Source organism: Gymnodinialimonas sp. 202GB13-11 (assembly GCF_040932485.1).
GTDB lineage: Bacteria > Pseudomonadota > Alphaproteobacteria > Rhodobacterales > Rhodobacteraceae > Gymnodinialimonas > Gymnodinialimonas hymeniacidonis.
Map to the genome: position 1 here is coordinate 2,046,331 of NZ_JBFRBH010000001.1, position 14,330 is coordinate 2,060,660.

Below are 14,330 nucleotides of genomic sequence, written 5' to 3' on the forward strand. Positions count from 1 at the left end.
TTTAATCGGACAAACCGATTAGACCACATCCCGCTCGCCCGCCGTCTTCCTTGTTTCAAAAATACCTCGGGGGAGTCGCTTCAGCGACGGGGGTGGAACCCCCAAACGGGGTGGGTGGGCGGGCCCACCCACCCGGCAAAAGGCGACACGGCCCATGCAGATCGAACAGGTCCAGACCTTCCTAGACCTCCTTGAAACACGGAGCTTCAATCGCACCGCCGACCGCCTCGACGTCACACAATCCACGATCTCGGGCCGTGTGAAAGCGCTCGAAAAAGCCCTTGGAGAGCGGCTTTTTGAGCGATCCCGCTCCGGCACACAGCCAACGACCGCGGCCCTTCGGTTCGAAACCCACGCCCGTGTTCTGCGCCGGGCCTGGGCCGACGCGCAGGCCGACGTCAAACCCTACGGCGCAGCCGTGATGCTCCGCATCGGCATTCAGCACGATCTTCTCGATAACCACGTGGCCGATTGGCTGACCGCACTACGGTCTGCCCTGCCGGATTGCGGCTTCTATGTTGATGGCGACTACTCCCGGCAGATGTGCCGCGACCTTGAAAACGGCGCCCTTGACCTCGGCGTCGTCTTCACGCCGCGCCCCTCGCCAGATCTGTATTTCGAGTCGATGGGTGAGATCCCATATCGCATGGTCTCGCTTACCGCAGACACGCTCGCTCAAGTCAAACCAACCGAATACATCCTGCCCAACTACGCCCCGGCCTTTGCGCAAACCCATGCAACACTCTTGCCGGGCCTCAGCGAAGGCACGATTAGCTCTGGCCAGGCCGCTGCCGTTCGCGGTCTGTTGATCGCTTTACAAGGCACCACCTACCTGCCTGCCGAGATGGCCGATGCCCTAATCGCCGATGGCACCGCGCAGGCGGTTGAAGACGCCCCCATCATCGCACAGCCAGTTTTCACCGCCATGCACCTGCGCAACCGCCACCGCGCGGGGTATCGTCGTATGGCCAAGGTTCTGCGCGGGCGAATGGCCTTAACCGGCCGCCGCTGACACGCGCACTCAGTAAAGGCCGATCTCACGCACCATCAACTCCGCCTCGTGGTCGCGTCCGTACGCCACTAGTCCTATGCTGATCACCTGATCCGGAGTGAAACGCGGCGCCATTCCGGCGTGGGAGGGCGTAAACTCCGCAAAAGGCAGCGAGATCTCAGTCCAATCCGCTCCGGCGGTGAACGACGCACGGTAGGAATGCCAAACCCGCGTCAGCCCCGTGATACGCAAAAACACGTAGTACGTCTCGCCGTTGCCCCGCACCGTAAGGCGCAGGCCCTCTGTCTGCTCCGGCCAGCCGCCCTCAAACCGTCGTCGCACCTGAATGAAGCCACCATTGTTCGCGGTGCTCACCTGCCCGCGCAGTGCTATAGCCCCGTCTTCCAGCACCGCCCCTCCTTCGGAGACGCCGCCCATCACACCGTCGGCGACGTAATCCCAACGCGAGTCTGCGCCCGCATCAAACGCGTCCCAAACCTGTGCCATCGCCTGCCCCATCCCAAATACACTCCACAGTGCCAAGCCAAACAGGCCCGCGCGGAAAGCCTTCCTTGTCGCTAAAGTCCACTCCATAATCGTCAAGTTAGCTCACAACGGGTGACGACAAAGAAGAATGTCCGCGGTTAGTTTGTAGCTATAGAAGTCGCCGAAACACTTCTAGAAATGTAGAAATATTCTTCTGCGCTTATCGTTGATTTCGTTGAAGAAAATCGCCCCAACCCCGTTTGATCACGCGTGATCAACATTGAGACCCAACACGGTCAGCCGCGTGTTACGACAACCTCGTATCCCTCTTCCTCCGGCTCGTCGTCGACCAGTTCCATCGGAAATCCATCCGCCCGTACATCCAATCCCGTCGCCGCCTCCAGCAACTCAATCATCCGGTCGCTCTGCGCGGCCTCGCCCAGCACGCGCTGCCCGTCGGTCAACATCTCGATCATCTTCGGGCTGATCTCCAACGGCACGTTATTGCGCTCAGCAATCGCCTGGAACAGCCCCACGTCTTTCTGGATCAAATCAAGAGTGAAGTTCACATCGCGAGAGCCCGAGAGGATCAACTGGCTTTCCGTCTCATGCACAAAGGAGTTGCCGGACGAAACCGCTATCGCCTCGTACGTTGTCGCCAAATCTACCCCCGCCGCCCGCATCACGGTCAACGCCTCGCACAGCATCAGCAGATGCCCCGTCGCCAGATAGTTGGTCATCACCTTCAGGGTCGATGCCGCGCCCAAAGGCCCCGTGTGCAGCACACGCCGCCCCATCTTCGTCAGCAGCGGGAACACCTGATCAAAGACGGACCGCTCCCCACTCATGTAAATCGAGATATTGCCTGTATCCGCCCTGTGGCACCCGCCAGAAACAGGGCATTCTGCTACTGCACCGCCGCGCGCCTCAACAAGTGGCGCGATACGCAGGATCTCTGCAGCATCGGTCGTGGACATCTCCATCCAGATCTTGCCAGCTGTAACCTCGGGCAACATCGCGTCAACTACCGCGGCACTCGCAGCAGGCGATGGCAGGCATGTGATAACCACGTCGCAGTCGCGCATCATCGCGGCAGGATCAGCGCCCGCAACAGCCCCCCGCGCCACGAACCCCTCAACCAAATCCGCATCAAGATCGTGGACCCGCAAATATACGCCGTTGCGCAACAGCGAGCCCGCCAGTTTACCACCGACGGAGCCCAAACCGATAAACCCTACCTGCATATGCCTGTCCCTTCCTGTGCGCCGCCACGCTCCCCCAGCACGCCGTACGCCCGCCCGCCTGTTTCCGACATCCCGTCAGCCAACGGAACCGCCAAGCGCCTCCAACTCCGCGACAAAGCGGCGATGTGCTGGTCCACCATGGGCCAAAAGCTTAACCTCGATCACGTGTTCGGGGTCTTCCTGCACCACGGACAAGAGAAGCGCGGGCTGACCATTCGGGGGCCAATAGCCCACAGCGCAATCGGCCTCGTACGCGATGGTCGCAACCTCGGACCATTCATCCTCTTCAGCAATCTCGTCATAGACGTCGTCCGGGATTGCCACCTGCAAAGGCCCACGCCCCCGTTGCGCGGTGATTTGGCGGGCCAGAGCATCGGTGAGGCGCATGACCTCGGTATCGATTGTTTCATAATCGAGGGAGAGTGACCGGGGCGGAAAGGTCAGAGCCAGGGGCAGATCGAAGGCGAAAAGCTGATCCTCCGCCGCGTGCGAAGGCGCGGAGGGGGGCTGGCTCGTCCAACCATGCCGCCATTCATCCCATTTGTCCTGAAGCCGCTCCCACAAGCTCGGGCGCAGGACGCGGTCCACGTCAAATGCGATCCCCTTGGCCTTTAGATCTGCAGCAAACGCACGCGCTTCAGCCATAGAACGCTCCGCCTGCCGTTCCATTGCGCTGGCAGCCGCGTCCTGCCGCGCGCCCGATAAGGCAGAAAGCTCCGCGACCGTTTCCGCCTGCAACAGATCGGCAAGGTCCGGAACCGTGCCGCCGTGCGGATGGTTCCACAGCTCATCACAAACCCTCACGTCAAAACCTCACAGACGTGCACAGCGTTCATGACCTCTGGCGCACCCACCGGGATCGTATGGAAAACTGGCGTGCGAAAAATCTCGCGCCAAAGACCATCAGCCTCGTAGCGAGCAATAGCCTCTAGATAAGCAGGCTCCTGCCCTGCATCGTGACGCATGGAGTAGATCAGGAAGCCGCCCTTCTTTGTGACCCGAACAAGGTCCTCGAATGCGTTGGGCGGGGCATGGCCGGGCGTGATCGTGCCCGCCGTCAGTGTCGCCGCAAACTTGTCATCCGCAAAAGGCAACGAGCCGCCAAGGGCCGCTTCGACAAGATCGTCATAGAGGCCCTTGCCCCGCGCCACGCCCAACATGCCCGGCGACAGATCCAGGCCAGTAAAGCCGCGATATCCCAGCAGATGCAACGGCTCCACTTGAAGCCCTCCACCGCAGCCAGCATCAAGAAGTGGTGTCGCAGAACGCGGAACGTACGAGGCGACTGCCGCTGCCATAATCCACGGCAAGCGGTAGCCGCCTGACATCAACTCCGTCTCATAAGCATCTGCCCATGCGTTATATTTCGCCTTCGCCGCTTCGGGCGTTGTTGCGTCATAGGCGTTGTCGAGCTCGGTCATCTGTCCCCCGGTGTCCGGTGCGTGAAACGACGATCACGCGCCCAATGGTGTGCGGTCAAGCAGCGTCTGGTGGATTTGGACTCATCAAAATCAACCCCTGGGCGAAAGAAATTACTTTGGGAATGAAAAGAATCGCGATTAGCCTTTTCGCCACAGACCAATAAACCCCGCGAAAAGCGGGTCAGAGGGCCGCCTAGGGCTTGCGACCAGCAAGTAAGGGACTGGCGGCACACTGCCATAAAGCGCGCTAGGACGAGGAGACCTGCATGGCTATCGAACCCCCACTTACAGATCTACCGATCAAAACCGCAGAGAGCGGCTTTTATCGGGGATTTAGTGTCAACGTTGCAGTTGTAAGTAAAATCATCATCTCTGTCCTGGTGGTGTGGTGTATCTTCTGGCCGATCCAGGCCGGGAATGTCCTGGGCGACTGGAACGGAGCGATCCTTTCCGCCTTCGCCGGTTGGTACATCTGGGTCGTTGCAGCCTTCATCATTGTCTGTCTTGGCTTGGCAATTTGGCCCACAGCCGGGCGCATGACGCTTGGCCTTCCAGGAGAAAAGCCCGAATTCTCAAACTTCTCATGGTTCTCGATGATGTTCGGTGCCGGTATCGGCGTCGGTATGTTGACATGGGCCGTGGCGGAACCCGTCGCGCACTTCCAGAACAACCCGTCGGTCATCACGGGTGAAACGACCGCGCTGGATGCCAACAATGTGCGCACGGCCTACGTCTGGTCGTTCCTGCACTGGGGTCTGGGCGCGTGGGCGTGTTACGCTGTTGCTGGCCTTGCCCTTGCATTCTTTAGCTATCGCCGTGGTCTTCCGCTCACCATCCGGTCGTCGCTGACACCGCTTTTCGGCAAGTCGCTATCGGGCGTTTTGGGTCACATCATCGACATCGTTGCTGTGGTTGCGACCATCCTTGGTGTCGCGCAAACGCTCGGCTTTGGGGTGGAGCAGTTCGTGGCCGGCCTGAACCGGATCGGTATTGGTGGCCTCGTGCTTGAGGATGGCTCAGCGACAACGCTCGGTATCATCGTGGCATTGGCCGTGATCATGGGGGCTTCGACGCTGTCGGCGCTGTCCGGTGTGGGCAAAGGCATCAAATGGCTGTCGAACATCAACATGGTGCTGTCGATTGTCCTGCTAGGCTTCTTCATCATCTTTGGTGCGACGTTCTTCGGGGCCTCGGCCTTCTTCGTGGGTATCTTCGACTACCTGCGCGAACTGCCGTTCTTGAGCTTCAACGTCTATTCGTCCGACGGGGTTGAAGGGTCTGAGTCCTTCCTGCTGACGCAATGGCAGGGCTGGTGGCCAGTTTTCTACTGGGCATGGTGGATCGCGTTCGCACCCTTCGTGGGACTGTTCCTTGCACGCATCTCCAAGGGTCGTTCGATCCGTGAGTTCGTCCTGGGCGCCATGATCGTGCCGTCGCTGATGTGCTTTGTCTGGTTCTCCTGGGCCGGTGGCACCGCCATCGATCTGGAGCTGAACGGCGACGCCAACGGTGTGATCCTGGATGCGGCCAATGGTGACAAGATCTTCGCCATGACCGAGTTCATGCTCGCGCCCATCGCGCAGGCTCTCGCCTGGGGTATGGCGGTGCTGATCGTGGTCTTGCTGATGACGTTCCTTGTGACGTCGGCTGACTCCGCCGTTCTGATCGTGAACACGATCAACGCGGCCGGTGACGAAGGCCCCAAAGCACGTCCGCACATCCTGTTCTGGGGTGGAGCGCTGGCCCTTGTGGTTGGCGGCTTGCTGATCTCGGGCGGCACAGGCGCGATCCAGACCGCCATGGTCATCGGGGCGCTGCCATTCTCGGCCGTGATGGCCCTGATGTGCATCGCGCTGATCAAGGCCATCTTCAACGATGGTAGGCGTGAAGCGGCGGGCGTGGCCACCACCCATGATGAGGTGCCTTCGGCAACACCTGCTGAATAAGGCTACTGACTGACCAACAGAAACGGGCCGCCATTAGGCGGCCCGTTTTCGTTTTGATGAACAAATGTGCCGGACACCTCCCGCAAGCTTTGGAGCGACAATCGCGCGGTGTCAGTGGGAACCATTCCATATTGAAGCCCATTAGCACTCGCTTCCGGTTTTCCTTACCTTCTGCCATGCTTGATCCGTGAGGACCTCGGCATAAGGTATTGAACATCGTTCACGAAGCGATCACCGAGCCACATTGAGGACGAGGAAGGATAGCCTATGGCCCAAACAGGAACGCTTTCCCGCCGCGCCTTGCTGTTGGGCGCAGGCGCAGCAGGCGGATATTTCGCAGGTCGCGCTTGGGCGCCAGGCCTCAGCCAGCTTGAGGGCGTGAACCGCATCGGCAGCACGCCTGAAGGATTGTTCCTCAACGACGCATCTGAGCTTCAAGCTACGCCGATCCACATCCACCGCCGCCCCACGGGCCACGACGATGCCCTTGTTGAAGCATTCCGAAGCGAACTTCGCGCCGCCCAAGCCGAGGGGCGCCCGGTCTGCGTCTCCGCCGCGCGCCACTCCATGGGCGGGCAGAGCATCCCCCGTGACGGCCATGCCATCACCGTCGACAATGCATGGTTAGAGCCCGACACTGCCAACGGCACTTACCGCGTGAACGGCGGTGCGCGCTGGCGCGACGTGATCGCGGCCCTCGACCCGATCGGCTTCTCCCCCGCCGTCATGCAGTCCAACCACGACTTCGGCGTCGCCGCGACCTTCTCCGTCGGCGCCCACGGCTGGCCCGTGCCCTATGGGCCCATGGGCGCGACCGTCCGCAACATCCGCATGGTCCTGCCCTCGGGCGAGCTTGTCACCGCTTCGCGTACGGAAAACTCCCAACTCTTCCAGATGGCAATGGGTGGCTACGGGTTGACGGGCCTCATCGTCGATATGGAAGTCGAAATGGTCCCCAACCAGCGCCTCGCGCCCGCGTTTGAGACCATGGCCGCCACTGACTTCCCCGCAGCCTTCCAAGCTGCCGTCGACGACCCGACCAAACCCATGGCCTATGGGCGCCTGAACGTCACCCGCGACACCCTCTTCGAAGAAGCGCTGCTGGTCACCTATTCCCCCACCGAGGACCAATCCGACATCCCCGCCGCCACCGAATCCGGCTGGATGTCCTACGCCGCCTCCTACCTCTACCGTGGCCAGGTCGGCCGCGAGGGCATGAAAGATTGGCGCTGGTGGGTCGAGACGTCACTTGGTCCGCGCTTCGCCGGCGAAAGCACTCGCAACAGCCTGATGAACGAACCCATCGTCACCCTCGATGACCGCGACTCGACCCGAGTCGACATCCTGCACGAGTATTTTGTCCCGTTCGACGCCTTCGACGGCTTCCTTCAGGCCTGCCGCGACGTGATCCCCGACGCCTTCGTCGAATTCCTCAACGTCACGCTTCGCTTTGTGGACGCCGATACCGACAGCTTCCTGCCTCACTCCCCCACCCCGACGATCGCCGCCGTCATGTCCTTCACCCAAGAACTGACCGCGCGCGCCGAGGCCGACCACCAGCGCATGACGCAAGCCCTGATCGAACGCATCATCGCAATCGGCGGGCGCTACTACTTGCCTTACCGCCCCCATGCGACCCTCGATCAATTCACCCGAGCCTATCCCCGCGCGGCAGACCTCGCCTCGCTCAAGCGCGAAATCGACCCGACGCTTACCCTCCGCAACAATCTGTGGGACAGCTACATGGCCAACCTCTGACTAACGCCACTCAAAAGACGCCCTGTCTCCCAAGATCCAGAAATATCTCCGGTCGAAGGCGATGCTTCTCATGCGCGAAAGGCCGGCGCAAACCGGACAACGAGGCAAAAGACTTGCGGCGCAAGCCACTCCTTGAGATCACGCCACACCAGGCCCCAAACGCAAAGACCCGAACCCATGTCCCTGATCCGTCGCCTCTGCCTCATCTACGCTGTCGTCCTCCTTGCCGTGGCTGCGATCAACTACATCCCCGGGCTCACCGATGATGAAGGTCTCGCCTTCGGCATCTTCGCTCTCGACCCGTTCGACGACGCGCTCCACCTCGCCTCCGCCATCTGGGCGTTCCTCGCCGGCCTGATCTCAAACCGCTCCGCCCGGACGTTCCTTTTGATCTTTGGCGCGGCCTACCTCGCCGATGGCATCTTCGGCATCTTCACCGGCTGGGGCTTCCTCGATTTCGCGATCTTCACGAATGAGAGCCTCGGGCCTGAATTCACCTTCCTGCGCGTCGCGGCCAACGCACCGCATATCGGTCTGGGCGCCATTGCGCTTGGGGCTGGCCTCATAGCAGGCCGCCAGACATGAAACTAATCGGCACTTTCCTGAAACGCGCGCTCCAGCTTCTGCTGATGCTGGTCCTCACGCTCGCCGCGCCCTCCATCTACGTCGAAGCCATGTGTCGCGGCTCTGGTGAACCTGCGCCCGCCAACCCGCTCAGCTCGGAAACGCGGCCCGAGATTCGCACGCTTCTGACCTATCCCGAATGGCACATCGTCCACGCCTATGACGATTACGCCACCGTCATTGACCAGGGCGATCCGCACGATTTCGGCTATCTGCGCGCAATTGCTGGCTATTGGTCGTCTCTCTGCACGCTGACCCGTGCCAGCGCGGAGCTTGGGGAAATCGACGGCGGCACGCGCCAACTAGTGCACGTCATCGGCGTGTCCTTCACCTTCGAGATGCTGATGAAGGGCCTCTACGAAGAGACCATTGGCCGCGTCGCGACTTGGGTTCGCGGCCCGCAGCAGACCCGGCTCGACAACCTTTCAGCCCTGCAAGCCGCCGAATACGCGGCCTTCCTGCAGCAGGTCCCTTGGTACCGCTACGATTTTCGCGGCGATGCCGCCACGCTGAACGCGGCGGCTACCGATGCGTTCCGTGATCAGGAGCGCGCGTTTGCCCTCGGCCTCGAACACCTGTCGCGCGCCGCTTACGCGGATGTCATCGCGCAAGCCGTTGCCGCCACGGGATTTGATGATCTGACCCTGCAAATGGTCGTCAGCGGCCTGACGCCCGTACAAATTGAAAGCATCGAAGGCGTCACGATCCTCGGCGATGTGCAAGGTGGCGGGATCGAGATCGAAACACCCCGCTATCGCGAACTGACGTCCATCCTCGCCTCATGGGCTGCTCAGGGCGCTAATTTCCTAGATATGGCGGGGAACGACCAAATCATGTTCACGGCCCTGTCTGAAAGCCCGGAATTTGCCGACGCGCTGGCCTCGCTTCCCCGGCAAGGCTATGGCGACACGCGGCACCTGTTTCTTGTGCCAGTAACCTCCCTTGCCGATGCCCTGCGGGAGCTGGAAGCGGCGGGCCTGACGCTGGAACATATCCATGATTATTGAGCATCTTGGTTGCAACGGCGTTTCGGTAAGATCGTGCTGAAACGCATTCTGATAGCACTTCCGGTCGTGTTGATCGGCTGGATTGCTATCCTCGCTTTGGTCATGCGTTTGGGTGGCGAGGCACCTGCGGCATTCGTCCCCTTTCCTCCAGCTGGTCTGATCTCAGCCCTGCCAGAAAATGTCACGATCACAGGACGTTCGCCCATTTCTCTCACTCTGAGGTCCGAGGCAGACAACCTTCCAGCACAGCTTTATGAGGCAGGCGCATACCTTGTTCTCCCTGCCGGGTTGGAGGCCTGTATCCCCAGATTTCTGCGCGATGATATTAGACGCAACGAATAAACGCCTCCGCTCACCCCCCCCTGACATTGCGCTGTCAGTACACTGCATGACGCAAGACCCGAAAGAAGCTAGCCTTCACGCCATGGACAGCGTCACCGAGACATACCAGGCCTTCAAAGGCCTGCACGGAAATCGCCTGCTTGAAATGCGCGACCTGATCTTCGCCGCAGCGGATGCCACAAACACCGCGCCACTGACCGAGACGCTCAAATGGGGCCAACCCGCCTATCTGCCTGCAAAGCGTGCCGGCACAACGGTTCGACTGGGTGCGGATGCCGAACATCCAGCGATGTTTGTCCATTGCCAGACTGATCTCGTTTCCCGGTACCGCGTTCTCTTTCCCACGGAATTCACATACTCCGGAAACCGCGCCGTGCGGCTCCCCGCATCCGGCCCGTATTCAGCAGCTGCCTTCCAACAGATCGCTGCAATGGCGCTTACCTACCATCGCGACAAACGCTGAACACCCTTTCATGTTGCCCAAAAAACCTCCGGGGAGCCGCCCAAGGCGACGGGGCAGAGCCCCTGAGAAATGGGGGAGCGCGAGGGGGGCTCCCCCTCGCATTGGTCGACGACGCAGTCGGCGAAACACCAATAGGAAAGGGCGCGCCGATCCCTCAGCACGCCCCCATCCCTCAGATTATTCAACGGCTTCAGCGATGTAGGTCGAAGCGGTCGTTCTCCATGACCTTGACCCAGGCGGCGATGAAATCATCAACCATCTTCCGCTCCGCATCGTTGCAGGCATAGACCTCGGCCACGGCACGCAACTGGCTATTGGAGCCAAAGACCAGATCGACCACCGTGGCTGTCCACTTGACCGCACCCGAGCCATCACGGCCTTCCAGCACGCCGCTGTCCGTTGGGGTCCACGATGTCTCCATGCTGAGCAAGTTCTTGAAAAACTTGTTGTTCAAGACTCCAGGCGTGTCGGTCAGAACGCCATGCTTGCTGTCACCATGGGTGGCACCAAGCGCCCGCATCCCGCCCATCAGAACGGTCATTTGCGGCATGGTCAGGCCCAGAAGCTGCGCCTTGTCGACCATCATCTCCGCCGGCTCGCGCAGGCTGAACGGCGCATGATAGTTGCGGAACGCGTCAGATTTCGGCTCCAGCACATCATAGGCCTCAACATCCGTCTGCTCTTGGCTCGCATCGCCGCGGCCCGAGGTGAAGGGCACGGTCACGTCGTGGCCACCGGCTTTTGCCGCCGCTTCAATGGCAGCGCCGCCGCCCAGAACGATCAGATCAGCCATCGACACCGGCTTGCCAAATCCGCTTTGAATGCCTTCCAGCACCTTCAGAACCTTGGACAATTCGGCCGGGTTGTTGACTTCCCAATCCTTCGCAGGGGCAAGACGGATCCGCGCGCCGTTGGCCCCGCCGCGTTTGTCGCTGTCGCGGTAAGAGGCCGCAGAGCCCCAAGCGACGCGAACCAGTTCCTGCACCGACAAGCCACTGTCCATGATCTGCGCCTTCAGCGCGTCCACGTCAGCGTCCGAAAGGGTCGGCCCCTCCGGCACCGGGTCCTGCCAGAGCAGCTCTTCACTGGGCACATCCGGACCCAAGTAGCGCTGGATCGGCCCCATGTCGCGGTGGGTCAGCTTGTACCAAGCCCGCGCGAAAGCGTCGGCGAACTTGTCGGGGTTGGCGTGGAAATCGCGGCTGATTTTCTCATAGGCCGGATCCATGCGCATCGCCATGTCTGCTGTCGTCATCATGATGAAGGTCTTGCCCTGCCCATCGGCAGTAGGCGCCATGTCTTCTTCTTTCAGATCAACCGGCTGCCATTGGTTTGCCCCGGCAGGCGACTTCGTCAGCGCCCACTCGTAGCCAAAGAGCATGTCGAAATAACCCATGTCCCACTGGGTCGGGTTCGGCGTCCAAGCCCCTTCGATGCCTGAGGTCGTGGCGTGTACACCCTTCCCGGATTCGAAGTCATTCTTCCAACCAAGGCCTAGCTGTTCGATCGGCGCGCCCTCTGGCTCCGCGCCCACGAGCTCGGGATCGCCAGCGCCGTGTGCCTTGCCGAACGTATGGCCACCTGCAACCAGCGCGACGGTTTCTTCGTCGTTCATGGCCATGCGCGCGAATGTATCGCGGATGTCGTGGGCCGATGCGAGCGGGTCCGGGTTACCGTTCGGGCCTTCAGGGTTCACGTAAATCAGACCCATCTGCACAGCGGCCAGTGGGTTGGACAAATCGCGGTCGCCAGAATAGCGCTCATCCCCTAGCCAAGTCGCCTCTGGCCCCCAATAGATATCCTCATCGGGCTCCCACACGTCTTCGCGACCGCCGGCAAAGCCGAAGGTTTTGAAGCCCATCGACTCCAAGGCCATGTTGCCTGCGAGGATGAACAGATCGGCCCAGGACAAGGACTGCCCGTACTTCTCTTTCACCGGCCACAGCAAGCGGCGTGCCTTGTCGAGATTTCCATTGTCGGGCCAGGAGTTCAGCGGTGCAAACCGGTGCGTGCCATTCCCTGCGCCACCGCGACCGTCATAGGTGCGATACGTCCCGGCGGAGTGCCATGCAAGGCGGATCATCAGGCCGCCGTAATGGCCGTAATCCGCGGGCCACCAGTCCTGGCTTTCCGTCATCAGCGCGACAAGATCCGCCTTGACCTGCTCCATATCGAGCTTTTGGAATTCCTTTGCATAATCAAACGCTTCACCCATCGGGTCCAGCTTTGGCGAATTGCCATTCAACGGCTTGAGGTTCAATTGGTTCGGCCACCAATGCTCATTCGCGGTGCTGGCGCTTGGTTGCTTGCCCGGCCCGTGCATTACGGGGCAACGGCCTGTCGAAATCGGGGCTCCGTCCATCATGTCTCTCTTCCCTATTGGCTATTTGACTGGCACGCGGCGCACCGGTCTTGCGACTCGCGATTGTCTTGAGGTTAGCAGCCACCGATCATTAGCTACAGTTGGATTTTCTGATAGTCATGATAAGCTCACCTGATGAATAATCTGACGCTTAAACAATTGCGATATGTCGAGGCACTTGCACAGCACGGCCATTTCGGGCGCGCAGCGGATGCCTGCGCAGTGACCCAACCTGCCCTTTCCATGCAGATTAAAGAGTTGGAAGAAAGTTTTGGCTTGGCCCTGTTCGAGCGCGGCGGAAAAAACGTGCGACTGACGGGTTTTGGTGAGCGGTTCCTGGAGCGGGCACGCAGGATTTTGCGTGACGTGGACGAATTGGGCGAGCTGGCCAGGGCCGCGGAAACCAGTCTTGTCGGGCGGCTGCGCCTTGGGATCATACCCACCATCGCACCTTATCTGCTGCCTCGCATCATAGGCGCACTCAGCAACAGCTACACAGACATCGACCTCCATATTCGGGAGACGCTGACCCCGAAATTGATCGAAGATCTTGGCGCGGGGCGGCTTGATTGTGCTGTGCTGGCTTTGCCGGTGTCCGAGCCTGGACTAACAGAAGTGCCGCTCCATGATGAGGAATTCGTTCTGATCCGCCCGGCCAGCGATGCGGAAAAGCCGGTCCCTGACGCCGAGACACTGGCCCAGATGCGTCTGCTTCTGTTGGAAGAAGGGCATTGCTTCCGCGATCAGGCGCTGGAGTTTTGTAATATCCGCTCTCCCCTGCCGCGCGAGGGGTTGGATGGATCTAACCTGTCGACCTTGGTGCAAATGGTTGGTGCTGGGATAGGCGTGACGCTGATCCCGGAAATGGCCGTGGGCGTGGAAACACCATCCGCCGATGTGTCTGTCGCACGGTTTGGACGGCGAAAGCCGAGACGCACAGTGGGTATGGTTTGGCGCAAAAGCAGCCCGCTTGGCCATCAGCTAAACGGGATGGCCGAGGTGCTGAGGGCCGCTGTTCAGGTCGTGTAACGCCAAGCGCCGACGCGCGCCTTGGGCTTGCGCCGCCAGATATGGGGCAAAATGAAGGTGGCGAAGAAACGGTCCATCGTGTGCTTGCGCGTCATCTTGCGATGGCGACGGGACAGCAGCGGGAACGCGAAATCCGCAAACCGTTGATCAATCACGGCCGGGCGCATCCGCTTTTTCGGCTTTTCTGACAATGTGGGGATGCCAAAGGCCCGAGAAAAGCCGCGCGGTTTCAGATCGTTGCGCACATCCAACATGTTCGTCAGGAACAGGCGATGAGACGGCAAGATCGAAAGGAAGAGCTCCGGGTTCGGCTCTTCGGGGATGTTCATGTTCTCATTCGCGACGCCCGCATTGAAGGCCGGATAGCTGTCGGCGACTTCAATTGCGCGGCGTGCAGCGCCGAACGGGGCGAATGGCGCGCGCACCACCAAAAGGGCGCGATTGGCAGTAAGGTGCTGTGCGTATTGCTGTGCCGCGTCGGCGGGTACGCCCGCCTCTTCAATCATGTCCTGGGCAGACCGCCGCGAGGCTTGCTCCACAACGCTCATGCAGCTTTCAGGGAAGCCTTCTGCCTTAAGCGTTTCAACAGCAGCGTCGGCGTTGGCCGGATCCTCATAGAGCCGGGTAACAATCGTGGACATTCGAACGGGCCTCCCC

Annotated in this window: 14 protein-coding genes; 8 read left to right on the plus strand and 6 right to left on the minus strand. The window is 60.6% G+C overall.

Annotated features, from left to right (window positions below):
- Window positions 1-154 precede the first annotated feature (154 nt).
- Window positions 155-1,012 carry a LysR family transcriptional regulator gene (locus V8J81_RS10270; protein ID WP_368475660.1) on the plus strand — a complete coding sequence of 286 codons (858 nt, stop codon included), beginning with the start codon at window positions 155-157 and terminating at the stop codon, window positions 1,010-1,012.
- A 9-nt stretch (window positions 1,013-1,021) separates the two neighbouring features.
- Here the strand turns inward: V8J81_RS10270 and V8J81_RS10275 are convergent, their stop codons facing one another.
- The 4 genes from V8J81_RS10275 to V8J81_RS10290 form a co-directional block, all read right to left on the minus strand.
- Entirely contained in the window at window positions 1,022-1,585 is a 564-nt protein-coding gene (locus tag V8J81_RS10275) for a CIA30 family protein (protein WP_368475661.1), read from the minus strand.
- Window positions 1,586-1,773: 188 nt separating this feature from the next.
- On the minus strand, window positions 1,774-2,721 hold the full coding sequence (locus V8J81_RS10280) for an NAD(P)-dependent oxidoreductase (RefSeq protein ID WP_368475662.1): 948 nt from the start codon (window positions 2,719-2,721) through the stop codon (window positions 1,774-1,776).
- A gap of 75 nt (window positions 2,722-2,796) precedes the next feature.
- On the minus strand, window positions 2,797-3,525 hold the full coding sequence (locus V8J81_RS10285; RefSeq protein ID WP_368475663.1) for a hypothetical protein: 729 nt from the start codon (window positions 3,523-3,525) through the stop codon (window positions 2,797-2,799).
- On the minus strand, window positions 3,522-4,142 hold the full coding sequence (locus V8J81_RS10290) for a class I SAM-dependent DNA methyltransferase (protein ID WP_368475664.1): 621 nt from the start codon (window positions 4,140-4,142) through the stop codon (window positions 3,522-3,524). The genes V8J81_RS10285 and V8J81_RS10290 overlap by 4 nt, the downstream gene beginning before the upstream one ends.
- A 266-nt stretch (window positions 4,143-4,408) precedes the next feature.
- Between V8J81_RS10290 and V8J81_RS10295 the strand changes: the two genes are divergently transcribed.
- The 6 genes from V8J81_RS10295 to V8J81_RS10320 all read left to right on the plus strand — a co-directional run bounded on the left by V8J81_RS10295 (window position 4,409) and on the right by V8J81_RS10320 (window position 10,282).
- Window positions 4,409-6,088 (plus strand): BCCT family transporter, encoded by a 1,680-nt coding sequence (locus tag V8J81_RS10295; RefSeq protein ID WP_368475665.1) that lies wholly within the window; start codon window positions 4,409-4,411, stop codon window positions 6,086-6,088.
- A gap of 267 nt (window positions 6,089-6,355) precedes the next feature.
- Window positions 6,356-7,846, plus strand: a complete 1,491-nt coding sequence (locus tag V8J81_RS10300; RefSeq protein WP_368475666.1) for an FAD-binding oxidoreductase — start codon at window positions 6,356-6,358, stop codon at window positions 7,844-7,846.
- A 177-nt stretch (window positions 7,847-8,023) separates the two neighbouring features.
- Window positions 8,024-8,431, plus strand: a complete 408-nt coding sequence (locus V8J81_RS10305; protein WP_368475667.1) for a DUF4383 domain-containing protein — start codon at window positions 8,024-8,026, stop codon at window positions 8,429-8,431.
- Window positions 8,428-9,477, plus strand: a complete 1,050-nt coding sequence (locus V8J81_RS10310) for a hypothetical protein (RefSeq protein WP_368475668.1) — start codon at window positions 8,428-8,430, stop codon at window positions 9,475-9,477. The genes V8J81_RS10305 and V8J81_RS10310 overlap by 4 nt, the downstream gene beginning before the upstream one ends.
- 33 nt (window positions 9,478-9,510) lie before the next feature.
- Window positions 9,511-9,819 (plus strand): hypothetical protein, encoded by a 309-nt coding sequence (locus tag V8J81_RS10315; protein WP_368475669.1) that lies wholly within the window; start codon window positions 9,511-9,513, stop codon window positions 9,817-9,819.
- 82 nt (window positions 9,820-9,901) lie between these two features.
- Entirely contained in the window at window positions 9,902-10,282 is a 381-nt protein-coding gene (locus V8J81_RS10320; RefSeq protein WP_368475670.1) for a DUF1801 domain-containing protein, read from the plus strand.
- Between the two features lie 190 nt (window positions 10,283-10,472).
- Here V8J81_RS10320 and katG read toward each other — a convergent pair whose 3' ends face one another.
- Entirely contained in the window at window positions 10,473-12,644 is a 2,172-nt protein-coding gene (gene katG / locus V8J81_RS10325; protein WP_368477625.1) for a catalase/peroxidase HPI, read from the minus strand.
- Window positions 12,645-12,779: 135 nt separating this feature from the next.
- On the opposite strand from katG, the gene V8J81_RS10330 reads away from it, so the two are divergent.
- On the plus strand, window positions 12,780-13,673 hold the full coding sequence (locus V8J81_RS10330; protein ID WP_368475671.1) for a hydrogen peroxide-inducible genes activator: 894 nt from the start codon (window positions 12,780-12,782) through the stop codon (window positions 13,671-13,673).
- Here V8J81_RS10330 and V8J81_RS10335 read toward each other — a convergent pair.
- Window positions 13,661-14,314, minus strand: a complete 654-nt coding sequence (locus V8J81_RS10335; RefSeq protein WP_368475672.1) for a hypothetical protein — start codon at window positions 14,312-14,314, stop codon at window positions 13,661-13,663. The genes V8J81_RS10330 and V8J81_RS10335 overlap by 13 nt on opposite strands.
- Between the last annotated feature and the right edge of the window lie 16 nt (window positions 14,315-14,330).